Source organism: Ectopseudomonas composti, from assembly GCF_900115475.1.
In the GTDB taxonomy this organism is placed as follows: Bacteria; Pseudomonadota; Gammaproteobacteria; order Pseudomonadales; family Pseudomonadaceae; genus Aquipseudomonas; species Aquipseudomonas composti.
In genome coordinates this window covers 339567-365686 of the sequence record NZ_FOWP01000003.1, presented here as the reverse complement: position 1 = coordinate 365686, position 26120 = coordinate 339567, and the positions used below count along the sequence as shown (strand labels likewise).

Annotated in this window: 27 protein-coding genes and 2 pseudogenes; 12 read left to right on the top strand and 17 right to left on the bottom strand. The window is 57.5% G+C overall.

Going from position 1 to position 26120, the window contains the following annotated elements:
* Window positions 1-8: 8 nt before the first annotated feature.
* Together BM059_RS07965 and BM059_RS07960 are read right to left on the bottom strand one after the other, a co-directional pair.
* Window positions 9-1814: a copper resistance system multicopper oxidase gene (locus BM059_RS07965; RefSeq protein ID WP_074937831.1), complete on the bottom strand. Its 1806-nt coding sequence runs from the start codon at window positions 1812-1814 to the stop codon at window positions 9-11.
* A 194-nt stretch (window positions 1815-2008) separates the two neighbouring features.
* The gene (locus tag BM059_RS07960) at window positions 2009-2215 is read right to left on the bottom strand and encodes a co-regulatory protein PtrA N-terminal domain-containing protein (RefSeq protein WP_074937829.1); all 207 of its coding nucleotides are present in this window, start codon (window positions 2213-2215) and stop codon (window positions 2009-2011) included.
* A 290-nt stretch (window positions 2216-2505) separates the two neighbouring features.
* Between BM059_RS07960 and bufA2 the strand changes: the two genes are divergently transcribed.
* From bufA2 to BM059_RS07940, 4 genes are read left to right on the top strand one after another with little or no spacing between them, the layout of a single operon-like run.
* On the top strand, window positions 2506-2766 hold the full coding sequence (bufA2, locus tag BM059_RS07955) for a BufA2 family periplasmic bufferin-type metallophore (protein ID WP_004577564.1): 261 nt from the start codon (window positions 2506-2508) through the stop codon (window positions 2764-2766).
* 44 nt (window positions 2767-2810) lie between these two features.
* Window positions 2811-3647, top strand: coding sequence for an MNIO family bufferin maturase (bufB, locus tag BM059_RS07950; protein WP_074937827.1), 837 nt, complete (start codon window positions 2811-2813; stop codon window positions 3645-3647).
* The gene (locus tag BM059_RS07945; protein ID WP_039588637.1) at window positions 3644-4435 is read left to right on the top strand and encodes an HvfC/BufC N-terminal domain-containing protein; all 792 of its coding nucleotides are present in this window, start codon (window positions 3644-3646) and stop codon (window positions 4433-4435) included. The genes bufB and BM059_RS07945 overlap by 4 nt, the downstream gene beginning before the upstream one ends.
* Window positions 4436-4486: 51 nt before the next feature.
* Complete coding sequence (locus BM059_RS07940) at window positions 4487-4801, top strand: hypothetical protein (RefSeq protein ID WP_003139538.1); 315 nt, start codon at window positions 4487-4489, stop codon at window positions 4799-4801.
* A 19-nt stretch (window positions 4802-4820) separates the two neighbouring features.
* On the opposite strand, the gene BM059_RS07935 is transcribed toward BM059_RS07940, so the two are convergent.
* From BM059_RS07935 to BM059_RS25475, 6 genes and pseudogenes are all read right to left on the bottom strand, one after another.
* Complete coding sequence (locus tag BM059_RS07935; protein ID WP_003139539.1) at window positions 4821-5021, bottom strand: heavy-metal-associated domain-containing protein; 201 nt, start codon at window positions 5019-5021, stop codon at window positions 4821-4823.
* A 98-nt stretch (window positions 5022-5119) separates the two neighbouring features.
* Window positions 5120-6547, bottom strand: coding sequence for a UvrD-helicase domain-containing protein (locus BM059_RS07930; RefSeq protein WP_037058566.1), 1428 nt, complete (start codon window positions 6545-6547; stop codon window positions 5120-5122).
* Window positions 6537-7597, bottom strand: a pseudogene (locus BM059_RS07925) (ATP-dependent nuclease); the annotation flags it as partial. The gene BM059_RS07930 and the pseudogene BM059_RS07925, both read right to left, overlap by 11 nt.
* 393 nt (window positions 7598-7990) lie before the next feature.
* Window positions 7991-8329, bottom strand: a complete 339-nt coding sequence (locus BM059_RS25810; protein WP_208606095.1) for an antitoxin Xre/MbcA/ParS toxin-binding domain-containing protein — start codon at window positions 8327-8329, stop codon at window positions 7991-7993.
* A 78-nt stretch (window positions 8330-8407) separates the two neighbouring features.
* A complete protein-coding gene (locus BM059_RS25590) occupies window positions 8408-8983 on the bottom strand; it encodes a DUF6088 family protein (protein WP_074937825.1) in 576 nt (191 codons plus the stop codon).
* A gap of 11 nt (window positions 8984-8994) precedes the next feature.
* Window positions 8995-9426: a hypothetical protein gene (locus tag BM059_RS25475; RefSeq protein WP_208606094.1), complete on the bottom strand. Its 432-nt coding sequence runs from the start codon at window positions 9424-9426 to the stop codon at window positions 8995-8997.
* A gap of 86 nt (window positions 9427-9512) precedes the next feature.
* Here BM059_RS25475 and BM059_RS07905 point away from each other — a divergent pair, with 86 nt between their 5' ends.
* The 3 genes from BM059_RS07905 (at window position 9513) to BM059_RS07895 (ending at window position 14658) form a co-directional block, all read left to right on the top strand.
* Window positions 9513-9791: a helix-turn-helix domain-containing protein gene (locus tag BM059_RS07905; protein WP_074937824.1), complete on the top strand. Its 279-nt coding sequence runs from the start codon at window positions 9513-9515 to the stop codon at window positions 9789-9791.
* Window positions 9792-10341: 550 nt separating this feature from the next.
* Window positions 10342-13320, top strand: coding sequence for a TrlF family AAA-like ATPase (locus tag BM059_RS07900; RefSeq protein WP_074937822.1), 2979 nt, complete (start codon window positions 10342-10344; stop codon window positions 13318-13320).
* A gap of 33 nt (window positions 13321-13353) precedes the next feature.
* Complete coding sequence (locus tag BM059_RS07895) at window positions 13354-14658, top strand: HEPN/Toprim-associated domain-containing protein (protein WP_074937821.1); 1305 nt, start codon at window positions 13354-13356, stop codon at window positions 14656-14658.
* 68 nt (window positions 14659-14726) lie between these two features.
* Here the strand turns inward: BM059_RS07895 and BM059_RS07890 are convergent, their stop codons facing one another.
* Together BM059_RS07890 and BM059_RS07885 are read right to left on the bottom strand one after the other, a co-directional pair.
* Window positions 14727-15407: a transmembrane anchor protein gene (locus tag BM059_RS07890; RefSeq protein ID WP_074937819.1), complete on the bottom strand. Its 681-nt coding sequence runs from the start codon at window positions 15405-15407 to the stop codon at window positions 14727-14729.
* Window positions 15408-15419: 12 nt separating this feature from the next.
* Window positions 15420-16157 carry a HupE/UreJ family protein gene (locus BM059_RS07885; protein ID WP_074937817.1) on the bottom strand — a complete coding sequence of 246 codons (738 nt, stop codon included), beginning with the start codon at window positions 16155-16157 and terminating at the stop codon, window positions 15420-15422.
* Between the two features lie 492 nt (window positions 16158-16649).
* On the opposite strand from BM059_RS07885, the gene BM059_RS07875 reads away from it, so the two are divergent.
* From BM059_RS07875 to BM059_RS25805, 5 genes and pseudogenes are all read left to right on the top strand, one after another.
* A complete protein-coding gene (locus BM059_RS07875; RefSeq protein WP_015275852.1) occupies window positions 16650-16943 on the top strand; it encodes a metal-sensing transcriptional repressor in 294 nt (97 codons plus the stop codon).
* Window positions 16944-16951: 8 nt separating this feature from the next.
* Window positions 16952-18073 (top strand): nickel/cobalt efflux protein RcnA, encoded by a 1122-nt coding sequence (locus BM059_RS07870; RefSeq protein ID WP_074937813.1) that lies wholly within the window; start codon window positions 16952-16954, stop codon window positions 18071-18073.
* Window positions 18074-18514, top strand: coding sequence for a YqaA family protein (locus tag BM059_RS07865; RefSeq protein ID WP_031653255.1), 441 nt, complete (start codon window positions 18074-18076; stop codon window positions 18512-18514).
* A pseudogene (locus BM059_RS07860) lies at window positions 18514-18945 on the top strand (TraX family protein); the annotation flags it as partial. The gene BM059_RS07865 and the pseudogene BM059_RS07860, both read left to right, overlap by 1 nt.
* 14 nt (window positions 18946-18959) lie before the next feature.
* On the top strand, window positions 18960-19061 hold the full coding sequence (locus BM059_RS25805; RefSeq protein ID WP_449240072.1) for a YHYH domain-containing protein: 102 nt from the start codon (window positions 18960-18962) through the stop codon (window positions 19059-19061).
* A gap of 47 nt (window positions 19062-19108) precedes the next feature.
* Here BM059_RS25805 and BM059_RS07855 read toward each other — a convergent pair whose 3' ends face one another.
* From BM059_RS07855 to BM059_RS07820, 7 genes are all read right to left on the bottom strand, one after another.
* On the bottom strand, window positions 19109-19432 hold the full coding sequence (locus BM059_RS07855; protein WP_015275857.1) for a rhodanese-like domain-containing protein: 324 nt from the start codon (window positions 19430-19432) through the stop codon (window positions 19109-19111).
* A 9-nt stretch (window positions 19433-19441) separates the two neighbouring features.
* Window positions 19442-20803 carry a chromate efflux transporter gene (chrA, locus tag BM059_RS07850; protein WP_074937811.1) on the bottom strand — a complete coding sequence of 454 codons (1362 nt, stop codon included), beginning with the start codon at window positions 20801-20803 and terminating at the stop codon, window positions 19442-19444.
* Window positions 20796-21740, bottom strand: coding sequence for a chromate resistance protein ChrB domain-containing protein (locus BM059_RS07845; RefSeq protein ID WP_244154389.1), 945 nt, complete (start codon window positions 21738-21740; stop codon window positions 20796-20798). Before BM059_RS07845 ends, chrA begins: the two co-directional genes overlap by 8 nt.
* Before the next feature lie 442 nt (window positions 21741-22182).
* Entirely contained in the window at window positions 22183-24546 is a 2364-nt protein-coding gene (locus BM059_RS07840) for a heavy metal translocating P-type ATPase (protein ID WP_167364563.1), read from the bottom strand.
* 5 nt (window positions 24547-24551) lie between these two features.
* On the bottom strand, window positions 24552-24800 hold the full coding sequence (locus BM059_RS07830; protein ID WP_003246761.1) for a DUF2933 domain-containing protein: 249 nt from the start codon (window positions 24798-24800) through the stop codon (window positions 24552-24554).
* Window positions 24801-24879: 79 nt separating this feature from the next.
* Window positions 24880-25413: a cupredoxin domain-containing protein gene (locus BM059_RS07825; RefSeq protein ID WP_003246762.1), complete on the bottom strand. Its 534-nt coding sequence runs from the start codon at window positions 25411-25413 to the stop codon at window positions 24880-24882.
* A 147-nt stretch (window positions 25414-25560) separates the two neighbouring features.
* Complete coding sequence (locus tag BM059_RS07820; RefSeq protein WP_043242880.1) at window positions 25561-26118, bottom strand: cupredoxin domain-containing protein; 558 nt, start codon at window positions 26116-26118, stop codon at window positions 25561-25563.
* Between the last annotated feature and the right edge of the window lie 2 nt (window positions 26119-26120).

Genomic DNA, 26120 nt, shown 5'->3' with positions numbered 1-26120 from the left:
AATCTCCTTTACTCATCCACACGGACTTCACGGAACATGCCCGTTTCCATGTGGAGCAACAGGTGGCAGTGATAGGCCCAACGCCCCAACGCATCGGCGGTCACCCGATAGCTGCGCTTGGAACCTGGCGGCATGTCGATGGTGTGTTTACGCACCAGGAAATTGCCGTTCGCATCCTCCAGGTCGCTCCACATGCCATGAAGATGGATCGGATGAGTCATCATGGTGTCGTTGACCAGCGTGATGCGAACACGCTCGCCGTACTTGAGGCGCAGAGGCTCGGCGTCAGAGAACTTGATGCCATCGAAGGACCAGGAGAATTTCTCCATGTGCCCGGTAAGGTGCAGCTCGATGGTGCGACTTGGTTCGCGACCATCCGGGTCGAGGAAGGTGCTGCGCAGGTCAGAGTACGTGAGGACGCGTCGGCCGTTGTCTCGCAAACCAATACCTGGGTCGTCCAACTTATGCGTTGGTGTCATGGTTTGCATATCGACCAGCGGGTTGTTGGTCTCTGAGGCTGGGTGTGCCTGCATGGCACCTGCCATGCCTGCCATGCCCGAATGATCCATTCCAGCCATCTGGCTGTGATCCATGCCGGCCATGCCACCCTGCATGCTCCCATGATCCATGCCCGCCATACTGCCGTGGTCCATTCCGGCCATGTTCCCGTGATCCATACCGCCCATGCTGCCGTGATCCATACCCATGTCGCCCATGGCAATCAGCGGACGCGGGTCGGGGCTGGGTACTGGTGCACTCAACCCCTCCTGTACAGCAAGGGTGCCGCGCGCATAGCCAGTGCGGTCCATGGATTGGGCAAACACGGTATAGGCCTGTTCGCTGTCTGGTTCGATGATCACGTCGTAGGTCTCGGCCACGGCGATACGGAACTCGTCGACGCTGACCGGTTTGACGTGCAGACCATCGGCCGCAACCACAGTCATCTTCAGGCCTGGGATGCGCACATCGAAATAGGTCATAGCCGAGGCATTAATGAACCGCAGGCGGATCTTTTCGCCTGGTTTGAATATGCCGGTCCAGTTGCCATCAGGTGCCTGGCCATTCATCAGGTAGGTGTAGGTGTAGCCACTGACGTCAGCGAGATCCGTCGGGCTCATCTTCATCTCGGCCCACATCTTGCGATCGGCTACGGCGGCGGACCAACCCATCTCGCTTACGTCATCGATGAAGTCACCAACGGTGCGTTTGTGCTGGTTGTAGTAGTCCGACTGTTTCTTGAGCTTGGCCAGTACCCGCGTTGGATTTTCATCCGTCCAGTCGCTCAGCAACACGACGTAATCACGGTCGTAACTGAAGGGCTCGGGCTCCTTGGCATCGATGACCAGCGCACCGTATACGCCGACCTGCTCCTGGAGCCCAGAATGGCTGTGATACCAGTAGGTGCCGTTCTGGTTGACCTTGAACTTGTACTCATACATGCCATCAGGGGCGATGCCATGGAAGCTCAGGCCAGGAACACCATCCATGTTCGCCGGCAGGATGATGCCGTGCCAATGGATGGAGGTGTCCTCCTTGAGGCGGTTGCGCACGCGCAATGTGACGATATCGCCTTCGCGCCAACGAAGAATCGGCCCAGGGAGCGAGCCGTTGATGGTCATGGCCGTGCGCGCTGCGCCGGTGATGTTCACCGGGGTTTCACCGATGAATAGGTCGAATTCGTTACCAGTCAGTACGTTGGGCTGGCCGAGGCTGTTCACCGCCCAGACCGGCGTGCGCCACAGGCCAAGTCCGCCGATAATACCGGTGGCTGCCAGGCCTTTGACGAAGGTGCGCCTTGTGGTTTTGCTTTGCATGCCGTTTTGTCCAATCCGTCAAATGAGCCGGTGATGGTGTGCCCGGTCTCGGGTTCATGGCTGCTTCAATGTCGGGGATTTACCCCTCAACTTTCCACGTCGGTGCATTGCACAATGCCTTACCGACGAAGAGCAGTATGAAACTGCCATATTTCAACCATCCGGGTGATTACATTTCTGTAAGGTAGATGACTTCAGCAGTTGGTGTGCTCTGCTTGCTCGGTTGGACTGCTGGCTACAGGAGCCTCAACTTTCTGCTGCTGGGCCACCCGGTAGGCCTCCAGAGACGTCTGGCGTGCCTGCTCCATGCGCGCGAAGGTTCGGTCAGCACCACCTTCAGCCATTGCCAAGCTGGAGATGCTCAGAGCAGTAACTACAAACAGAGCTTTGATCGATTTCATTTTGGGTATTCCTCGTAAGTTAAGTGGTCCCTGCAGCTGCAGAGGCCGAGCTTTAGGCTCGATGTCACGTTAACTAAGAGGGCCTGTCAGCAACCTGAGCCGAACATTACGGTTCTGTCAGGTTGCTATTTCTTTCTTGTAGCCCATCCAGAAGGCTCGGTACTGTCTTTCATGCCCTCATAAAGCCTTGCGAATTTCTTGGGAGGGCATGCACGGCAGCGATGCCTAAGCTAATCAGGGTCATTCGCACCCGCGGATAAGACCACCAACAATTAAGAGAGATTGTCACTATGTCGAATAAATCCAACGTCGCTACCGGTGCCGCTCTGGCTCTCGTGGCCGCCAGCCTGTTTGCTACCCTGCCTGTCCAGGCCGCCCAGGACACCAAAGCAGCTGAAGTGAAGTGCTTCGGCGTCAACGGTTGCAAGGGCCAGAACGACTGCATGACCGCCAAAAATGCCTGCAAAGGCCAGGGAGAATGTAAAGGCCAGGGTTTCAAGCTGATGACTCAGGCCAAGTGCGATGAGGCCGGTGGTAAGACCAGCGAATAATGCCGTTGCGGGGAGTGCCTGCCACTCCCCTGCTGGAGTCTTGAATGAGTAAGCACAAAACACTGGGGTTCGGTCTTGGCCTTCGCAGTGAGTATTACCAGCAGATTCTTGAACAGCGACCTGCGGTCGACTGGTTTGAGATCATTTCCGAGAATTACCTGGTGGGCGGTGGCAAGGCCCTCTACTTTCTCGATGCGATTGGCGAGCAATACCCGTTGGTGATGCACGGAGTATCGCTGTCGATCGGCGGTTCGCATAACCTGGACATGGGCTACCTACGACAGCTCAAGCAACTGGCGGACCGGGTACAGCCCCAGTGGGTTTCCGACCACTTGTGCTGGAGTCGCGGCAACGCCCATCAACTCCACGACCTGCTGCCGCTGCCGTTTACCCAAGAAAGCCTGCTGCATGTCGCCGCGCGGGTGCGTCTAGTGCAGGATGTTCTGGAACGTCCCATTGTGCTGGAGAACGTTTCTTCTTACGTGCAGTGGAAGACGTCCAGCATGAGCGAATCGCAGTTTCTCTCGGAACTGAGTTTCCTGACCGGTTGCGAATTGCTCCTTGACGTGAACAACGTCTACGTCAGCGCACGAAATCAGGATTTCGACCCATGGCAGTTCATCTTGGAATTGCCGCACGAGCGGATTCGTCAAATTCACCTGGCCGGGCATAGCGATTACGGGCAATACCTCATCGACACCCACGACCAGCCCATCGCTGACCCGGTTTGGGCACTCTACAGCAAGACTTTGAGCTACTTGGGTCCAACGTCGACGTTGATCGAGCGGGATGATCATTTTCCACCGTTCGAGGATCTGTTATCCGAGTTGGAGCATGCCCGAGCTATCGCCAATGGCGTGATATCGAGGGCAACCCTTTGAGCCTAAGCGCCTTACAGACTGCATTTGAAACTTACCTGACAGATGGTGCCCTGCCCTCCAACGAGCTTTTGGAGCAAGTCCGGGGTTGCACTGCGCTGAGTGCCCTCGAAGGCCTGCGGATCTACCATAACGCCTATCGCTCGCGCCTGCTGGCGGTGCTGCGCGAGGATTTCCCGGCGCTGCAGCAATGGCTGGGAGAAGAGTCGTTCGAGCAACTCGCACTGGCCTATATCGCCGCCTGGCCACCGCGGCATTTCAGCATTCGCTGGCTGGGTGAAAAGCTGCCCGAGTTCATTCGCAGCTACATTGCGGAACCTCAACTTTCACCGATGCGCGAACTCGCGGAGCTGGAGTGGGCTTTTACACTGGCTTTCGATGCTCAGGATGTCGAAGCGCTTTCACTGCAGGCCATCAGTGAGTTTTCGGCTGAAGACTGGGTTTCATTCAGGGTTTCCCTGACTCCATCTGCCAGATGGCTGCGATTGCAGTACAACACCCTGGCGCTGTGGAAGGCTGCCAAGTCTGGGGATCTGCTTCCCGTTGCCACCCAACCAGCCGGGAATCGAGACTGTCTGGTCTGGCGTCATAACCTCGTATGCCAGTACCGAAGCCTGGAGCCAGAAGAGGCGTCAGCATTGCGGTTTTTCGTCGAGGGTGGATCGTTCGCCGAACTCTGCGAGTCATTGAGCGCAACACATGGAGAGCAAGCCCCCCTGCAGGCCGCAACTTGGTTGAAATTGTGGGTCAACGAAGGTTTGCTAAAGCTCAGGGCAACTATTCACGAATGACCCGGAACCTATAGGCTAGCGGCTTCTCTTTGGCCACTCCCGAGCGCGTCTATGACACACCGCATCATTCATTTCAAACAGCAAGCCTTGCTGGACCCAGAGACTTACCAGGCGATGCTGGCCGACGGCGTCGGTCATTGGGAGGCGCTTGTAGGAAAAGTCGTCGGAATAGAAGACGAGAAAAGCCACGAGTTCGCCGCATTGAAAAGCCTGTTCAAGCGAAAGCGCTACTCCTATGACACGCTGGAAATGCGCGAGCCAGGCGATCACTCAAACTGGCTTCGCGGCCGAGATGGGGATGAAGGTATTACTAACGAGGTCACCAGTATTCACGGGCTGAAAGAGCTCTCAGAACTGGAGATTTAGTCGGTCGGCAGGCCAGCGCTCAAGCGCTGACCTGGGCCGCATAACCAAGCTCCTGGATCAGCTCGCGGATCGATTCGGCACTTTCTGTGCTCTCTACAGTGACCTTGCCGGCTGCCCGATCCACCTCTACGCGTGCGTCCTGATCCAGCGTCTGGATGGCCTTCGTGATTTTGCTGACGCAACTGCCACAACCCATACCCGAAACATTCAGGCTGAACATCTCTCTCACCTCATTTCGTCCGCGGCTCAAGTTACCGCACAGACAGTATCGACCTTGACACGATGGCAAGGTCAAGTGCGCAAACGCAACAATAAGGCTCAGCCGTTGTTCACAGGCATCAGGATGGGGTTCGATGAACACACCACTACGTGCCTTGCGCCCCTCGTCAGGGCGACATACAGATTCTGAGCGGTCATAAGTTCAGGATGCAGAACAACCGAGACATCCGCCTCGAGCCCCTTGAGAAGTAATGTGCTGCCTACCGAGCGTCTTGCGATGGGGCGGGCAAGGTGTCGATTGCGTTCTCGCGCTTGAATGGCTGCACTCAGAAAGTCGGCTGTACCTCCCGCCACAGCTTGCATAGCGGACCGGCAGCAGTGCAGAACTTCCGGTCGGTACACCCGTGCCCCCGGCTGTTCGGCGAGGGCGTTGAGCACAAGGAGTGCTCGCTGCGGTGTTGGCTCCCCGACGAATGCGACGGCCTCGGCCTCGGCCGGGGTCGGTGGCGTTCGGGCACGTCCTGTGCGCAGAGACTCCACACGCGTTCGCAGGTTTGCTGCACCTACCCCCGTCATCACGCTTGAAGCAAATTCCGCAAGTTGTGCCAGAGCATTGGCACCCTGCAGGTTAAAGTTCCTGGCGAAGTTGACGAGGTCCCTTAGGTCGACGGCTTCGACGGCCATGGCGCCGGGTGTCTGGCTCGTGAGCTGATGGCGACCTTGCACGTTGATGGAGTCCCCGATGATGAGGACGCTGCCCCGAGCGTTGGGTGACTCGGTTCTAGCGGCCACCAGCCGCTGCTGGACTTCGGTCCCGGCGTTGAGCTGCACCCAGCGCACTTCTGCCGGAGCCGTGCGCAGATCCACCGGCTGGCCAACTTGAAGTTGCTGCCGTATGGCGAGTAGCCACTGCCCAAGGTTCTCAGCTCCGGCCAGCCGCCAGCGCCAGGGTATCCTCAGCTCTCCTGCCGCGGGGAACAGGGGCTGCACCTCATTCGCCCAATGCACCAGTCGATTGCCACGAAAGTCGAAGATGGCTTGCATTGGGTCACCGAGCACGCAGGTCGGTAGCACCTGGGCCAAACCTGACACGATGGCGTGCTGGACGACGTTGCAGTCCTGGTATTCGTCGACAAGCAAGCGCGCGTAAGTGGCACGGAGAGGCTGAGCAAGGTGGCCTGCCTGCAGTAACAGCATGGCGGCGTGCCGAATTGCAGGGTAGTCGGTGTTGGGCTGGTGGAGCTGTAAGATCTGTGGGTTATGGCCGCTTCGCGCTGGGAACTTAGCGATGAGGCGCATCGAGAATCCATCAATGGTGGAGACTCGATATGCGGAGTTAGGAACGCCGGCTCGTCTCAGGCGTGCCCGTAAGGCCGCAACGCCTGCGTTCGTGTGCGTCAGTACGAGTATGGGTTTGCTCTGCCTATGCGCGATGAGCGTCTCGGCAATCAATTGCGTTTTTCCACAACCTGCGGGGGCTGTTATGGAGCCACGCTCAATAGCGAAAAGATCGATCTCAAGGGGCACTTGTAAACGTCCAGAGCTGATTCGTGACTGCCATGAAGCCCGGGTCGGCGTTCTGTAGAGACGGGCCGACGATGTCCCTTGCAACCTCCTGATAGGTTGTCAACGACTTGAACCACCCGCTGTTGCGGATACGAGATGCAGCTCCCAAAAGCTCTCGCGTCGCGGGCAAGTAGCCCTGAATAAGTCTTTCAGCTTTGATGTCATGTAGTGTCACACGTCCTTGGGACTTCGTCTGGATGTGCGCATTCATCAGCTCTGCACCCACTATTGTTTCGGCTTTCGCCAGAAGTGCATCGAGTGCTTGGTCACTGAGATGGCGGAAGATCTCGTCCTCCAGAGTGAGACCTGGTCGCCATGTCAGAATTTGTCCGCCTGCGGCCAAGAATGCTTCAGGTAGCCCTGCGGTCGAAGGTTTGTCGGCGTCTACAAAAACCATCACGCGATAGCCTAGGTTCTGAAGTGCCGTTCCACGGATAAGACTGTTATCGGGACTTCCCCCGCCGGCGTCCACATAAGCGCCACCATGAGCCAGGAATGAGGTAGCGCCAAGGCTGCCCCACCATTGGTCAAGGCCACGCGCGAAGCCAACCTCGCTGGCACCCTCGCAAACGATAATGGATTTGGCGAGGAATGCCTCTGGGTCCTTCCGAAGGGTACTTTGTACTTCGTTGGCCTCCCCTGCCGCCATAACGCTGTGGCGTTGAGGCCCAGACCGAACAACGAATAACTGGCTGCCGGACAATTCGCGCAGCGCGACCGGTGAGTGAGTCGTCATGAAGACCTGCAGCGGAGCGGCAGCGTCCTTTGCGCCCAGGGAGTCCAAGAATCGCATGAGCCGATGAGGTTCAAGCCCATATTCCACCTCATCGACAAGAGCAATTGGCGCGGCGCTAGCTGCAGCTCTTTGCAACCCTGCCACTAGCAATCGCGACGAGCCCGTGCCAAGGGAGCGAAGGGGATGCCTGTGTCGCTGTGCAGCGCGATCGCACCCTCGCCAATCGACACAGAATGTGCGTCAAGGAGTGCTTGTGGCATCGCTCCAACCGAAATCCGACACTGCCAGCAGGTTTCCTTGCTCATGATGGAGGCGGAGCATAATTGTAAGAGCGGCAAGGCTATCCAGGCTTGCACGCCGCTCCAACGGTTCCAAGGTATGGCGCCCCCAGCCCATCGACACCTCTCCGTTTGATAACGCAAATCGCTGGATCTCAGGATCAAGTTGCCGGACCCACTGGCACGCTGAGGTCTTGATCGACTTTGACGTCCGGAGCACCTGCCAAAGCGGATGATTCAGGTTCCGAGCTGATCGCGGTACCTGCTGCTCGATTTGCTCCACTAGCCGGGCGGACGGAGTCCTCTCGCCTCTCTTATAAGTCAGAAACTTGCCATTTTTGATAGGGACGCCGTGGTCAGGCGTGCGCTTCTTTAACCGATTGGAGGCTGTTAGACAGGCAGGCCATGCTCCATGGAACGGATGACTTGGAGCACTGCCCGGCAGCCAGGCTCCGTAACGAGCAGATCTACCGGCCGTTCAGCTGCCAGCGCCAGATTAGGCGAGGTCAGCCATCTAAGGGCTCCATCAAGATTGCCGTCATAGAGATCCAGAAGAGCATCCAAAACCTCGACAAGGTGATAGAGGACCTCACTTGACCGTGGAGACATGACGGCCCGGCGAGGTGATGCTCCGATCCACTTTGCGACCTGAGAGGATGGCAGGCCTAACTCATGTGCTAGATCTGCAGCCAGTTTTGTCGGGAGTCCATCCAGGGCGGCATGGTGCATCTGCTAATGCGTTGTAGGTAAACCCAACCGACGATGAAGTGCTCCGACTGTCATATCTCAGAGATCCCGCCTTGTGTGTCAGATAAGCTCCGCCATCCAGGCCGGGAGCAGGGATCTAGTTGATTGCAGAGCCCGCCATTCGCAAGCAGGTAGCAGTTTTTTCAGCTTCACCGCGGCCCCACGTGATTGAGGTGGCCCCAACCAGGCCAGTGCTCGAACCGCCTGACCCGCAAAGGAGTCCCCGAGAGCCATCTGCCACTTCGGCGCATGCTTGATCACTATTTCGGTCTTACCCAAATACAGGATTCGCGACCGACCACCGGTGAGGAATATCTGCCGGACAGGCATCTGCCGCGTCAAGCCTAAGGCATTGGCCGACCATGCACCGTTGGCGACGATTACCTCTCGGGTTGCCACAGCCAGGGAACGGATCACCATCTCCGGCACAGGAGAACGCTTACCGAAGCGTGTGGTGACTGGCGCTACGTATAGACCGCGCGCCACTCGTAGCAAATGCCCATCCTTCGCTAGCCGGGAAAAAGCCTGGTTCACTGCACTGCGACTACCTAGGTGCAGAAGGTCTCGAGTCGACAGCAGACTCCCTTCAGGTAGACACCCTACTCGCGTGAGTATTACCTCAGCGAGACTGCTCATGGCGCGTGCAGTTAGGCAGCCGTGGAGCGGTAGATTTGAGCGCGTCCCACGTCGGTCGAGGGGGTGTGATCTCTATCTGAGTAGATAATCCCTGACGCGGTCTTGAGGTCATAGCCCAATACCTTGTCATCGGTATCGAAGATGCGGACCAGCTCTGCAAGCGGTTCCATCTGCCATGCGCCGGTTCCATTCAGCCGTGCGGGAGTGATTACTTGCACGTCCTCTACTTTGGCGCTGGCAGCTGTATCTTCCAGCATTTGTTCCAGCTCGGCCTCGGACGCAACAAGGTACATCGTTCTCCAGCTCGCTCTACCCTTGCCAATGTTGAGGGTTACGCAAAACCAGGGACGATGCTGCTCGAGCTCAACAAAGCGCCACAGCTGGTAAGGCTCCCCAAATATTGGCGCGAGCGGGATTTCAGCATGCCGGTGGGTGGTGAACATCGATGGCTTTCCACATTTAAGCTATATACAGCATAGCTCATTTGTCCTCGAAAAGGCTTCATCGTTCCTTTTGCGAGGCAGCAAAAGTGGAACTGAATGAAGCGCTTGGGCTGGTGATTAAAGAGCTTCGGCAACAGAGGGAATTGCCCCAGGAAGGACTGGGCCCCAGCCAGAGCTACATCAGTGCAATTGAGCGCGGTAAATGGAAGCCTTCGCTGGAGAAGATTGAGCAAGTCGCCGCCATTCTTTCGGTTCACCCAGCCTCTTTACTCATCCTGGCCTATCTAAAACAGGCACCGGAGGGCGAGGCGGATCAGATTCTCAACAGCATCCATGCTGAGATTGCGGATCTACGGTCTACCTGAAGGCGGCTCGACGTGGCGGCATTGCCTTCGCAGTGACGTTTTGATTGGTGTTATTCTTGGCACCTGCCCAAGAGCTTCCTCTCCCGGGTGTGTATACCGGTGATGAAACTTGGTTGAGGCGGTCTCGTTGAGGCCGCCTTTGTCATTTCTGGTACAGCAGTTCCAGCGCTGTGCCACCGGACGGGTGCCTCAGACGTTGTTGCTGCCTCATATGAAACCTAGGCTCCGCTGTACTCAACCGCTCTGATTCAGACCTTTGGCAAGGTTTCCGGTCCTCAAAGCCAGCAACGGATCGCGGGAATTATCTGCAATTATCTCGACATAGATAATTGGTCGATTGTTAACCAGTCGCCCTATCCCGGCGGTCACAGCAGCCCCAACCATCAAACGCCTCCTTGTCATGGACAGCACTCGGAGAAAGCGGCACATTGCCATACTGTCAAAGCACTCAATTCGGAAGCTCCGATCGTGCTGACTATGCTGCATCAGGTTCAAACGGGTAGCGCCTTGCGCACTCAAGGGATGGAAACTTTGGTCGTGAGGACTTCAAATGATTAGTCGGGGTTCAGAGTGGCATCGGTGGGAACCACATATTCATGCTCCTGGCACCGTGCTCAACAATCAGTTTGGATCTGCAAATCCGTGGGGAGAGTATCTCTCGAGCCTCGAGAAACTAACGCCACAGATCGAAGCCATTGCCGTAACTGACTACTACGTTACGGACACCTACGAAGAGTTTCTCAGGCACAAAGCCGCAGGCCGATTGCCAGGCGTGAAGCTAATTTTCCCCAACATCGAGCTGCGCCTCGATGTAGCTGCAAAGTCGGGGTTCGTGAACATCCACCTCTTGGTAAGCCCGGAAGACCCGGAGCATTTGTCTGAGGTCAAACGCCTCCTCAAGCGGCTTCAGTTTCCAGCATTCAATGACAACTTTGACTGCACACGCGAAGAGCTGATCAAGCTCGGCAAGCGTGCTGACCAGTCGATCATTGATGATGAGGCGGCTCTACGGCACGGCGCAACGCAGTTCAAAGTCAATTTCAACCTGCTGCGAAAGGTCTTTCACGAGAGTGAATGGGCAAAGAAAAATATCCTGATCGCGGTAGCCGGTGGGTCTGGTGATGGTACGTCCGGATTGCGCCAGGCTGCCGATGCAACGGTTCGCCAGGAAATCGAGAAGTTCGCCCACATCATTTTCTCGAGCAGTCTGTCTCAGCGAGAGTTCTGGCTTGGCCTGCGGCCTGGTGTGACTGCAGCTGACTTGCGCAGTCGATATGACGGTTGTAAGCCTTGTTTGCATGGGAGTGACTCCCATAACCAACAATCGGTGGGGCAGCCTGTCGACAATCGTTTTTCGTGGATCAAAGGAGGGCTGGAGTTCGACTCGCTTCGCCAGGCCTGCATTGATCCCGAAGGTCGGGCCTATGTTGGAGAAGTGCCACCCCGTACGGCAATGCCTTCCCAAGTCATCTCTCACGTCAGGATCGATGACGCGGACTGGCTAACAACGCCGGACATACCGCTGAACCCAGGCTTAGTAGCAATCATTGGCGCGCGTGGCTCAGGTAAGACCGCCTTGGCAGACATAATCGCCGCAGGTTGTGAGGCGATTTCGCCATTCGGATGGAGTGCTGATGAAGCTATCAGCCCATCATTCCTTGCCCGTGCACGCCAGCTGCTTGGCGATGCTTCAACGACGCTATCCTGGGGCGGTGGAGCAGAGATTACGCGCTCCCTCGATGGCAGGGATGCGAATGGGCATTTGTCATTTCCTCGGGCGCGCTATTTGTCTCAGCAGTTCGTCGAGGAGCTTTGCTCGGCTAAAGGTGTTTCTGATGGTCTTGTAGAGGAGATCGAGCGAGTCATTTTTGATTCGCACTCGCCGGATGATCGCGACGGTGCCATTGATTTCGCAGAGCTTCGAGATCAGCTCACTGCACGATTCCAACAGGCTCGTGAGCGCGAAGCCGGCGCGCTAGAAGACATCTCAAGTCGAATTGCTACCGAGCTTGAAAAGGAAGGCCTCGTAGCCGCGCTGACTACCCAAGTCGCTCAGAAGAAGAAGCTGATCGCAGATTACAACGCTGACCTGGCAAAGCTGGTCGTCAAAGGCACTGAGGCCCACGTTAATCGCCACACCGAACTCAGCCAGGTGGCTCAAAGCCTTCGCTCCAAGATTCAATCCTTCGGCAACCAGCGTCGGACCTATGAAGCGCTGCAGGATGAAGTTCGAAGCATGCGCGCGACGCGTGCACCAGAAATGCTTCGCCAAGCTCGTGAGCGTCATTCGAACAGCGGACTAAGCGACCAGCAGTGGGACGATTTTTTGCTGGTGTATAAGGGCGACGTCGATGAGGGCCTCGCGTCATACATCAAGTGGGCCGACGGAGAAGTCCGTAAATTAAATGGCATCGCACCACCGCTTGGCGATCCGAATGTCCCTCTTATCGATGGGGCTACCGATCTCTCTAAGCTACCACTAGCGCCCATCGCAGCTGAGATGACACGCCTTGAGGCACTGTTCAGTGCTGACAAGATCGTGCGGGATCAGTACACGACGCTAGCAGCACGGATCGCGCAGGAAAACACTGCACTTCAGGTACTCGAGTCACGCCTCGCTGATGCAGTTGGAGCCGAGGCCCGTCGCAAGGCCTTGCAAGCCGAGCGTAATGACACGTACGGACGCGTTTTCGACGCCATTATTAACGAGCAGAACGCGTTGGCCAGCTTGTATGAACCATTAATGGCCCGGCTCGCAGCATCTTCCGGCACCCTCAAAAAACTCAGCTTCTCGGTTCGCCGCATAGCCGATGTTGAAAGCTGGGGAACAATCGCCGAGGAGGAACTACTTGATCGGCGGAAGGCTGGTCCATTTTATGGCCGCGGCTCACTAATCAAAGCAGCCATCCAAGAACTAAAGGCAGCGTGGGAAACCGGCTCGGCACCGGAAGTGCAGGAAGCGATGACCTCCTTCATGGAAAAGTACAGCAAGGATCTGCTAACACATGCGCCTTATGTACAGTCCCAGCAAACTGAGTTTCGTGCCTGGTCGAAGCAGTTTGCACATTGGCTTTTTGGAACCGATCACCTGACCGTTCGCTATGAAATTTCCTACGACGGCGTCGATATTCGAAAGCTCTCTCCTGGAACGCGGGGCATCGTCCTTTTGCTCCTGTATCTAGCACTAGATGATGCGGACGATCGTCCCCTGATCATCGACCAGCCTGAAGAAAACTTAGACCCCAAGTCGGTGTTCGATGAGTTGGTGTCGCTTTTCATTGCAGCGAAGGCAAAGCGTCAGGTGATCATGGTCACCCACAACGCAAACTTGGTCATTAATACTGATGCCGATCAAATCATTGTGGCCGCGTCAGGCCCCAATGTAGATGGTGGCCTGCCTCCGATCACCTACATATCAGGTGGGCTAGAAAACGAGGAGATTCGGCAATCTGTTTGCGAAATCCTCGAAGGAGGCACGACAGCTTTCCAGGAGCGAGCAAGAAGGCTAAGGGTTCGACTCGACAGATAAAGTCAGCCGAGAGCAGCATCATTAGGAGTTCCGATGAGCACACCCATCACGTTAACCGTGGGCGACATCGAGCTCACCTACAACACGACCTATATGGGCATCGACCATGGGATGCTCTTCCAAGAGTTAGATCGTAAGCGTCGACGCCATAAATACATCAATTATGAGTACTACGAGCAACACCCTGACGAGGACGTCTCCCAGAGTGAAATGTGCTTTTGTCGTCCGCTTAGGTCGCTCATTCCAAGACTCGAACTGCTTGGTTATACGCTCCCAGCGGTAAAGGCCGAATATGATCGCCTCGCAATGCAGGATCACGAGCAGCGACTGGATACGGAAGCCCCTGAGCGAACTGACACATCTGGGCTGCTGGATTTCGATCAGTTCGTAGCCTTCATACGAACCTATGCCGTGAGCAAACTTAGCGACGAGTACAACGCTGACTACGACGAGGAGCACAGGGCAAAACGCGGTTTTTTCTCGCACGAGGCCGCCATAGAGCAACTGCCGGCAGGCGCTCTGTATCGAGAGACTGGCGGGTACTCCGAGCGAAGTCATTTTGGCAACCTGCTAGGGTTTCTCAGCCCCTATTCAACGCTGAGAGTTCTTGCCGAAAATCCAGAAAATTTAGACCTTGAGGTCGTCTGGGACTACGGTAAATTCGTTAGCGCAGGCTGGGCGCAGAACAGTGATTTTGTTGCCGGCGCACGTCGCACCCAAACGTACTTAATTGCAACGGAAGGATCATCTGACACCCACATCCTGAAGCGAGCAATCGCGCTCCTTCTCCCTGAGGTTCAGGACTTCTTCAAGTTCATGGAAGTGGCAGATCGGCACCCTTTCTCTGGCACGGGCAACCTGGCCAAATTCGCGGAAGGGCTCGTCAAAATCGACGTCCACAATCGAGTCGTTTTTCTCTTTGACAACGACGCAGAAGGTCACGATGCGTTCCGCAGCCTGCAGCGCTTCAACTTCCCCGTGAACATGTGCGCGATGGTCCTTCCTGACCTAGAGGAGCTGCGCAGTTTTCCCGCACGAGGCCCTGATGGGGTATCCAACGCTGATCTCAATGGTCGAGCTGCGGCGATCGAATGCTATTTGGATCTGCGACTGAAAGACCGCAATCCACCGCAAGTGACTTGGACGAACTACAAAGAGAAATTGGATGTCTATCAAGGCTCACTTGACTTCAAGGAAAGCTATGCCGATGCGTTCTACAAAGCGAGTGCAGAGGCTATCGCCGCCAATGAGTACGACGTGAGCAAGCTACGAATCGTGCTAGGTGCTCTTTTACGACAGTGCAGTCAGATGGCTGAACAAATGCACTCTGTGGAATAGCACGCAGAGCTCTAGCCGTATGGCCTGCAGGCATTGAAGGCAGCCCCATTCAGGGCTGCCTGGTGAAGTCAGATTACGCGCTTGATGCTGATGTAATCGCCCTGAGTGCGCAGGGTAACTGTCACCGGTTTGCTAGTTCGATTGCGCCAGAACCAACCGTGCTTGCCATCGAATGCAGCCTCCAGAACACCCGAGTCTTCCGCGGTTGAACGTCCTTTCCCATAGCTGTGGTAGAAGTCGCGCGGCGCGTTGTAAGGATCGCCGTGGGTGTCGTAGTTAACGACGCCGCCATTGGCAGTCCAGAGGTAGTTCACCTTGGCTCCCTGCTTCATTTCCAACTTCACTTCGGCGCCCTGGTTCGGGCTCAAGGTGATGCTCATTTCATGCTGCAGACCAGCTGCCTGCTCAGGCGCAGTCGGTTGCTCTGGAGCGGGAATGACCTCGACAGGAGCTGATGGGGAAGTTGCCGGGGCGGTAGGTGCTACGGCGATAGCTTCAGCTGGCGGCGGAGTTGGAGTCTGAGCTGCGACCTCATCGGCGCGGGCCTCGTCAGCCAGCTGGATCTTCACCTCACCCATCTGGGTGAGTCCAAGTGCTCGGCCCACGCCAGTGGGGTCGATCGCATATTCCGAAGGCATTACCACAGTAACCAGAAGCACGCAGGCAATGATTGCCGCGATGATCGTGGAGCGCAGTAGCTGTGCTGTCGAGGGGAGTTCGTTAAGGGTCGGAAGCTTGGTATTGAACATAGAAAGAATTCCTTACTGAGAGACGATCAGGCCGGTGATCTGGTAGCCCATGAGCAAGAAGCCGGCGCTCATCATGGCGACGTTGGCGGTATAGGCGTGGCGCCAGAAGCTGGCGGTACGTCGCCAGTAGCCCATCAGAATTAGAATGCCGCCGAGAGCCAGTAGCTGGCCGATCTCGACACCTACGTTGAAGGCAATCAGGTTGGCGATCAGGCCGTCAGAAGAGATCTCGAACTCCTGGATCTTGGTAGCCAGACCGAAGCCATGAAGCAGGCCGAAGATCAGCGTTGCTGCGCGGGTGTCGGGTTGATAGCCAAACCAGCGCTGGAAGGCGCCGAGGTTATCCAGGGCCTTGTAGACGACCGAAAAGCCGATGATGGCGTCGATCACATAAGAGCTGATGCTGATGTTGCTCAGCACCCCAAAGAGCAGGGTGATGGAGTGACCAAGCGCGAACAGCGTGACGTACAGCCCTACGTCCTTCAGGCGGTAGAGGAAGAAGATCACACCGAACAGGAACAGCAGGTGGTCGTAGCCGGTGATCATGTGTTTGGCGCCCATATAGATGAAGGGCATCAACATCACGCCGGTACTTTCCTGGATGAAGCCCTTGTCTCCTTCGGGCACACCGTGGGCCAGCGCCTCAGGCATGACTGCCATCAGTAGAGCGATGGCAAGCAGGGGCAGAAAAAGCGGTCGACGCAGGCGTGCGATCGGCGCCGTTGCCCCGCTCAGGGGAAGCGAATTCATAACGATTTCCTAGGTTGTAGTGGTCTGGGCCGCAAGGCGGCCGGTTTCAGAACACAACCTAGAGCGTGGTGGCCGTTCGATCAGGTAGATCGGCACTTCAGGGACAGTTGCCCGCAACGCGTTGGGAGGGGTTTCCCGCTCGGGGCGTGACAGCAGTGTCAGCGCCGACCCGAGATAAGGGATCTCATGGCTATGGTCAGCCGCATGTTTGTGGCTCGGGAACGCCGGCGCGTCCACATCATGGGAATGACCATGGGGCACAGCGCCAGAGTAATCACCCGGTATCAGCGGAGTCTTGATGGCGGCCAGCGAATGCCCTACCCAGGCCAATAGCAAGGCCAGTATCAATGCGATAACGGGTTTCTTCGAGGCGCTACGACTAGCCATTTTTCTATGTCTTGCATCTCGCGATGAGCGAATAGGGTCGTTTGACCGTATCCCCCCAGGGGGATAGGATGCGAGCGTAAATCATCGAGACATAGGACTCAAGGCATGAGCGATCACGAGCACAGCCATGGCCATCGGCACCAGAGCCACAGCGATGTCGTGAAGCGCCTGAAACGCGCTGAGGGTCATCTGCGCAGCATCATCACCATGATCGAGGATGGTCGTGAGTGCGTTGATATCGCGCAGCAGCTGCATGCCGTTGAGAAGGCCGTGTGCCAGGCCAAGCGCACCCTGATTCAAGATCACATCGATCACTGTCTGGAGCACACGATGGACGCTCTCGCCACTGGCGAGCGCACCTCCCTTGAAGACTTCAAGCAGATCACGAAGTACCTGTAGGTCTCCCTATGTCGAGCTTTGCCGAATTACTGCAGCAGGGTGCGTCCCACGCTTGGCTGTACTTCCCCAGCGCTATCCTCCTGGGGGCATTGCATGGCCTGGAGCCGGGCCACTCGAAGACCATGATGGCGGCCTTCATCGTCGCCATCCGGGGCACCGTAAAGCAGGCAATCCTGCTGGGTTTGGCAGCGACAATCTCGCACACAGCAGTGGTCTGGCTGGTGGCCATGGGTGGCATGTATCTGGGCCAGAACCTGAATGCCGAAACGACAGAGCCGTACTTCCAGCTCGCTTCTGCCGCGATCATCATCACCATCGCGTTGTGGATGCTCTGGCGCACCTGGCGTGGGGAGCAGATGTGGCGTTTCGAAGAAGGTGATCACGCGCATGATCACCATCACGATGAGACCCGCCGAATCGATACCGGACACGGGCGTATCGAGCTTTCGATCTTTGAAGAAGGTGTTCCCCCGCGCTGGCGCTTGCGCACCCTGAGTGGCCATTCCTGGCCGGCAGAGGACGTGAGCCTGTCGACGACACGCCCAGACGGAACAGCTCAGCTATTCCGCTTTGTGCAGTGCGGCGAATACCTGGAGTCGGAGTCAGAGATCCCCGAACCCCATCAGTTCACCGCGCGCCTGAGCCTTGGTCACGTGGGCCATTCGCACGATTACGACCTCGATTTCCATGAGCACGACCACGGCCACGACCATTCCAATCTGCAGGGCCTGGAGCTGTCGGTGGAGGGGTATCAGGATGCTCATGAGCGAGCCCACGCCAACGACATCCGCAACCGCTTCAATAACCGCAACGTCACCACTGGGCAGATCATCCTATTCGGCCTGACCGGGGGACTGATCCCTTGTCCCGCCGCAATCACGGTGTTGTTGCTGTGCCTGCAGGTGAAGGAAGTCGCACTCGGGGCTGTTCTGGTGCTGTGCTTTAGTGTCGGTCTGGCGCTGACGCTGGTGTCCGTCGGCGCAGCTGCCGCAGTAGGCGCTCGCCAGGCCTCTAATCGTTGGCCATGGCTGGGGGCAGTCGCGCGTCGCGCGCCCTACCTCTCGAGCGTGCTCATCATTGGTGTCGGTATCTATGTCGGCGTTCATGGCTGGATCGGTCTGACCGCCTAAATGTGGGAGCTATCAGGCTACCTGGGCCTATTCCTCGCGGCCTTCAGTGCCGCGACTTTGATCCCTGCACAGTCCGAGGCAGTGCTCACCGGCCTGCTGATAAGTGGCAACTACTCGGTGGTCATGCTGTTGGTGGTGGCTACAGCAGGAAACGTTCTGGGTTCCGCGCTCAACTGGCTGCTCGGTCTCTACATTGAGCGTTACCGGCACAAGCGCTGGTTTCCAGTCAGTGACGACAAGCTGGCCCGCGCGCAGCGGGCCTACCACCGCTACGGTCGTTGGTCACTGCTGCTGAGCTGGGTGCCGATCATTGGCGACCCGCTGACCCTGATTGCCGGCGTCATGCGCGAACCCTTTTGGAGCTTCTTTTTGATCGTGCTGCTGGCCAAGGCTGCTCGATACTTGGTGCTCACCGTGGTGACCCTCGGGATCATGGGGTAATGCGCTCGACCAGCCTGGATCTGGTCAAATGGCTTGCCATGCTGACGATGGTCATAGACCACCTGCGCTATCTCTGGCCTGAAGAGACAGCCTGGCTGTTCGTGGTTGGACGCTTCGCCTTCCCACTGTTCTGCGTGGGTACTGCCGCCAACGTGTCACGTTCACGCCCAGGAGATCTGTACAGCGATAACAACTTTCGCTATCTGAGCTGGCTACTGGCTTTCAGCCTCATATCCGAGCTGCCGTATCGGGCGTTGTCCGAGATGAGCAATACGCTGAATGTCATGCCGACACTGATGTTGGGGCTCATAGTTGCTTGGAGTGTCCATCACAGCGATCGTGCAGGCTTGATGCTGGGGCTATTCACGCTGACCGTTGCGACAGTGCTTCATGATCGGCTGATGTACGGCGCGTTTGGAGTCCTGCTGCCGCCCTGATCGCCACCGTGATTGCCCTGTCCTCTGCTGTCGCAGTTGCCCATAGCGGAGGCACCGACTCGAAGGGCTGCCATACCAACCACTCCACGGGCGAGTACCACTGCCATTGATTTAGGCAGTGCTGGTCGCCTCTCGTGAGGCGGTCAGAACCAGATGGCTAGACCAAATCGCACACCGGCTGCTTGGCTTCACGCCAACCTGCAAAGCCGTCGACGAGATACCGCGCATCCAGTCCCATTGCCCAGAGAGTAGCGGCACACCCCTGGCTGATCTCATGCCCATGAGCGCAGTAAAGAATCACGGGGCGATCCCGTGGCACTTGATCCTTCCAAGAGAAAAGCTGTTCGGGGTCATACCATTTCGCCTCAGCGATCTGTGCTCCGTCAGCGTTGCGTGCGATAGCTCGGCGCACATCGAGTAACTCAAAGCAGCGACCTGAAGCCTGCCACTCAGCGAGCTCGCGAATCGATATGCGCTCCATAACCTCTCCCTAACGCAACAGGTGGATAGCCAAACCCACAAGAGCACATCCCACCAACACCTGGATGACTCCACGCTTGAAGCGGAAAAGTGCGACTGCGGCACCGACAGCGATCAACGCCGAGGGCCAATCGAGGCTGCCAGCAAAACCCTCAGGCCACAGCACGTGATAGCCGAAGAACAGCGCCAGGTTGAGGATGACGCCAACCACCGCAGCAGTAATGCCGGTCAGCGGCGCGGTGAACTTCAGTTCGTTGTGGGTGGATTCCACCAGCGGCCCGCCGGCGAGGATGAACAGGAACGAGGGCAGGAAGGTAAACCAGGTGACGAGGCTGGCTGCTACAGCGCCGGCAAGGAATGCCTGTTCTGGCCCGAAGACCTGATGCACATAGGCACCAACGAAGCCCGCGAAGGCCACCACCATGATCAGCGGCCCTGGGGTGGTCTCGCCCAGCGCCAGGCCATCGATCATCTGGGTGGGGGTCAGCCAGCCGTAATGGCCTACCGCGCCCTGATAGACATACGGCAATACCGCATAGGCACCGCCGAAGGTGAGTAGAGCAGCCTTGGTGAAGAACCAGCCCATTTGAGTCAGGGTGCCCTCCCAACCATACAGGGCGGTCAGTAGCCCCATCGGCAAGGCCCACAGCACAGCTCCTACGGCGACCAACAGAGCCAAGCGCGACCAGCGGAAGCGCGCATGCGCCGGCGGTGGCGTGTCATCGTCGATCAATGCCGGCCCATAGGACTGTTTGGATGCCCCATGCCCACCACCGACGCTGAACTTGTCCGGGGCATAGCGTCCGCCCAGGTAGCCAATCATGGCCGCCCCTAGAACGATCAGCGGGAACGGGATATTGAGGGCGAAGATCGCCACGAAGGAGGCAGCAGCGATCGCCCACAACCAGTTGTTTTTCAGCGCGCGTGAACCGATACGGTGGGCAGCCTGAACAACGATGGCGGTGACGGCGGGTTTGATGCCGTAAAACAATCCCGCCACCACCGGCACTTCGCCGAAAGCGATGTAGACCCAGGACAGGGCGATCAGGATGAACAGTGAGGGCAGCACAAACAGTACGCCGGCGATCACCCCACCCCAAGTGCGATGCATGAGCCAGCCGATATAGGTGGCCAGTTGCTGAGCCTCCGGGCCTGGCAGGAGCATGCAGTAGTTCAACGCATGCAGGAAACGGCGCTCCGAGATCCAGCGCCGCCGCTCCACCAGCTCCTGGTGCATGATCGAGATCTGCCCGGCTGGGCCACCGAAGCTGATGAAACCGAGTTTCAGCCAGAACAGAAATGCCTCGAGTAGGCCAATTTTTTCTACCCTGTCCTGGTCTTGCTCTGTCGCTTGCATGGCTGTCTCACTCATCACTCTGTCCTTCCTTGCCGAATGCAGCCAGCAGCCCATCGAAGATGGCGCAGGCCGCAGCCAATAACTGATCGTCGTTTTCGATGCTGGCTCGCAGTCCGGCCAGTACGCGCTCTACACCCGTTGCTTCTGTGGGTTGCGCGCCCCCCACGTCCAGGTAGTGAACTAGAGCCCCTACGCGCTGAAGCCCTGGAGCCTTCAGCCCGAAGCTGGCCTGCAGGGTTTCGAAGGTGACCTTGTTGCCGACATGGCTGAACTGGGCACCATCGAAATCGAACCCAAGTGCTTCCGCAGGGCATGCATCAAGAGAGGGAAGCCAGAGGATGCTGGCATCTGGATCGATGAAGCGGCGGATCAGCCAGGCGCTGGCCAGGCGGTCCACCCAGGGGCGCTGGCGAGTCGCCCAGGTTCGCCCTTGATAGTCCCGCGGGTCGAGTTGCTCGATGATTTGCTCGTGGCTGGTGGGCTCATCCTTGGAAAGCGCGCGGTTGATGGCCACTTCGAGGTCACGCAGCAGCGCGTCTGCCTGTTGCAGAGCTGCGCCCGGAAAGAAGTCGATGGCTTGGATCTGCGCGAACGACTTGCGCAGCTTGCGGGCCTGGCGAGCAGTCGCCAGTGCGTTCTCGGGCGTCAGCTGGGCCAGTTGGGGCTCAACCTCCGAGCGCAACCTGGTGTAGTCGTCGCCACGGTCAAAGAGAGGTATGAAGCGCTCACCCTGGGGATCAGTGACCGGCAGGAGCGACGCCGAGCCACCACTATCCAGCACATCACGCTCGACGGACTCCAGTACCTCACGACTAGCCGAGCCATCCGGCAATAGGTACACGCCGTCGCGAAGAACGGCAGCTCCTGCACTCTTCAGCGTCCGCCAAGCCCGCATTCGCTCGGCGGCATTTGCCGTAGGCAGTGCCATCACGAGACATAGCCAATTGATCAATGTAGCGATCTCACCAAATATGTTCGATCTCTACATTACTCTGCGGCTGCTCTATTTGGAACTGCGATATGGGCTCTGCAGCGTCAGTGACTGCTTATCTCCGGGCACCGGCAAAGCGAACTGTCGGTGTGGTGCGAATGACTGTCGGAGGGATGCGAATCGGTGTCGGTGGCGTGCGAATGGCTGCCGGAGGGATGCGAATCGGTGTCGGGGCGTGCGAATGGCTGTCGGAGGATGCGAATAGGTGTCGACGTGTGCGAAAGGCTGTCGATTTTGAAAAACGCGTTGTGTCGGTTTTGCGTGCGAATCAGTGTTGGTTAGGCATGCGAATTAGTGTCGGAACCAATGCGAATACTCAAGATAGGTCGGACCGGAAACTACCGTACGGCATTTTCCGGTCAGATGCGCTTCTGAATAATCACCTGGTCGGTGGTATGGAAGCCTATCCGATGTCCGTTGATTTCAACCTCAGAGCATTGAAGACCACCGACGCCGAGCTGACACTCATCGCCAGCGCAGCAATCAAGGGCGACAGAAGATGCCCCGTCAGCGGGTACAGCAGCCCCGCTGCTAGCGGGATTCCCATCGCGTTGTAGATGAACGCAAAGGCGAGGTTCTGCCTCATGTTTTTCACGGTTGCCACTGACAGGGTGCGCGCTCGCAGGATGCCGATCAGATCTCCCTTGACCAGCGTCACTTGGGCGCTGTTCATCGCCACATCGGTACCGGTGCCCATGGCGATACCTACGTCAGACCTGGCCAGGGCGGGCGCATCGTTGATACCGTCACCCGCCATGGCGACAAGACGGCCATAGCCCTGCAAATCGGCGACTAGTTTCTCCTTATCCTGCGGTTTGACCTCACCATGCACTTCCTCGATTCCGAGCTGCTGCGCCACGGCTCTTGCTGTGGTGAGGCCATCACCAGTGGCCATGATGACCTTTACGTCTTCGCTTTGAAGCTTGGAGACAGCCTGTTGAGAAGTAGGCTTGATCGGATCGGAAACGGCCAGTAGTCCCGCCAGGCGGCCATCAACGGCCAAATAGATGATGCTGATGCCTCCCAGACGCAGTTGCTCGGCGCGATTGCGCAGCGGGGTAATATCGACGCCCGCCTCGTCCATCAGTGCGGTGTTGCCGAGCTGCAGCTGATAGTCATCGACCTGGCCGCGCACACCAATACCCGAGCCAGATTCGAAAGTGTCCGGTTTGACCAGTGCAATGCCCTGACCGCGCGCATGATCGACTATGGCATGAGCCAGCGGGTGCTCACTACCCTGGTCGAGACTAGCAGCCAGGCGCAGCACTTCATTGGAGTCGTAACCGCCTGTCCCTTCCGCACTATGGAATACGGGACGCCCCTCAGTCAGGGTTCCAGTCTTGTCGACGATGAGCGTGTCGATCTTGCATAGATTTTCGATGGCGCTGGCATCGCGGAACAACACACCGCTGCTAGCGGCCTTGCCAGTCGCAACCATGACGGACATCGGGGTTGCCAGACCCAGGGCGCAGGGACACGCAATGATCAGCACCGCCACCGCATTGATCAGGCCAAATACCCAGCCTGATTCCGGCCCTAATAGCCCCCAGCCGAAGAAGGTCAGAATCGCGATCAGGATCACCCCGACCACGAAATACCCTGCCACCGCATCAGCCATACGCTGCATGGGGGCCTTGGAACGTTGGGCTCTGGCCACCATCTGAACGATCTGCGACAGCATGGTCTCGGCACCGACCTTCTGCGCCTCCATCACCAGGCTTCCATGGGTGTTCATGGTGGCACCGATAAGGGCATCCCCTACCCGCTTGGTCACGGGTAACGGTTCTCCGGTAAGCATCGACTCGTCGACGGCGCTCTCACCCTCTAGAACCGTACCGTCCACCGGGACTTTCTCTCCCGGCCGGACACGTAGGTGGTCGCCCTGATGGACATGTGTCAGCGGAATATCTTCTTCCTGGCCATCGGGCTTGATGCGACGCGCAGTCTTTGGTGCCAGCCTCAGCAGTGACTTGATGGCTGCCGAAGTCTGCGAGCGGGCCTTGAGTTCGAGCATTTGGCCCAACAGCGTGAGTGAGATAATCACTGCGGCTGCTTCAAAATAGACGCCGATACGTCCGTCCTGGGCAAAGGCCGCCGGAAACCACTGCGGAACCAAGGTAGCGGCCACGCTGTAGAGGTAGGCAGCGGCCGTTCCCAAACCGATCAGGGTCCACATGTTGGGGCTGCGGTGGCGGATGGAGTCAATGCCGCGGGTGAAGAATACCCAGCCACCCCATAGCGTCACGGGCGTCGCCAGAGCCAGCTCGACCCAGTTCTGGGTCGTGCCATGAAACAGTTGCAAGGAATGGCCGGCCATCGCCAATACGGTCACGATGACGGTCAACGGTAGGGTCCACCAGAACCGCAGCGAGAAGTCCTTCAGCTCTGGATTTTCCTCCTCTTCCAGCTCCGGGATGACAGGTTCCAGCGTCATCCCGCAGATCGGGCAGTTTCCGGGAGCCGGTTGACGGATTTCTGGATGCATCGGGCAGGTGTATTCAGCACCTACAGGTGTCGATGTGGGTGCTGGAGTCGCGTGCTGGTGATGCTCCCCATGAGACTGATGGCTCATGTACTGATGAGGATCTGCTTGGAATTTCTCTAGGCACTTCGCACTGCAGAAATGATAGGCCTTCCCTTCAAAGCTCTCGCGATAAGGGCCATCAGGTTTGACCTCCATGCCACACACCGGGTCGCGCTGGCTCTCGGAGTGGGCGTGCGAGTTATGTGAATGATCCTGGTCATGATGGCAGGAGGTCTTTTGCATGCGATCTATGTCCTTTCTTCGTCCTTGGAAACAGCGGTGCTGCTGGAGTGGGAGTGCCCGCCGTGATTGTGGCCAAACAGATGCATCAGCGGGCATAGCAGCAGGATGAGGTACGGCAGGGCCTGCGAAAGATGACCGTAATGCTCACGCGCTACATAGAAGATGCCGATTACGGCCAGCATGATCAGCGCAATGCCAATCTTGCTCTTCCAAAAAGGCGGCTCAGTGGTACTGGTGTGATGGGTATGGTCCACGACAATAGCCTCGTTTCAATGGCGGCCGGATCAGTATAGGTGTCTCAGACTGGACGGAGTTGGCGAGTATCAATAAACGTCAGCGTACGGTCACCTTACCGACCATTCCCGACTGATAATGTCCTGGAATATTGCAGGCGAACTCCAGTTCGGTGGCGGCGGAGAAGGTCCAGATCAACTCTTCGCGTGCTCCAGGTTCGACAAGAACACTGTTGGGGTCATCGTGTTCCATACCGACCATCTTCATGCCGCCCATGGCATGGCCCATATTGCTCATGTCATGTGCACCTGTAGGGGACAGCGTGCCGTTCTGAAACATCGCGGCCATCTCTTTCTGGTGCGCGGCATGGGATGCCGCTTTGCCAAGATTGAATTCGTGTAGCAGTGCACCGTCATTTTTCAGGACGAAGCGAACTGTCTCGCCTGCTTTGATCTCCATTGCTTTGGGTTCGAAGAAGATGTCCCCCATCCGGACTTCGATGGTGCGATCTACTGCCTGACCGTCTCCCGGTTGCCCAATACTGTCTTTCTTGTGGCCCGGGCTGGCCAGCGCATTGGCAGCACTGAGCAGCAAGCCAAGGGTGGTGATTATGAAAGCGGGTCTGAGTTTCATGGTGTGCCTCTGAGGTGTTGAGGAGGGATGAGTCCCGATGCTAATGAGGTGCAGCTGGCGGTACGCTGACGTGAAAACTACATCGCAGTAAGGTTCGTCAGATCGGTGCTACCCAGCTCGCGGCCAACGGGTAGCACCGATGCCGGACTAACGCAGAGCAAACTCACCGACCATCCCCGCCTGGTAATGCCCAGGCAATGTACAGGCGAAGCTCAAACTGCCCGCCTTAGGGAAGGTCCACACGAACTCTTTGGTTGTGCCGGGCTCGACGAGAACCGCGTTCGGGTCGTCATGCTTGGCTTTGATGACTTCCGGATAGCCTGGAGGGTTGGAGTCTCCCGTGCCATAACGCTCATGCCAGACAATGCGCTCGGCCATGCCGGTCGGGGTCAGTGTGCCGTCCTTGAACAAGGACGCCATCTTGCGCTGGTGCTCCAGCTGGGACGCTGCCTGCCCGATGTTGAACTCGTGCATCAACGCGCCCTCGTTCTTCAGAACGAAGCGCACGGTTTCACCTGGCTTCACATCGATCGTTTTCTGGCTGTAGTTGATGTCGTCCATCTTTACCAAGATGGTACGAGTCGCTGGCGTCGCCTGGGCCTGCTGCCCAATGCCATTGCTACTGCCGCCGACCTCGGCAAATGCCGGAAAGGTGGTGCTGATGAACAGAGTGCTGATCAGCAGTTTAAGGGGTAAGCGTTTCATGG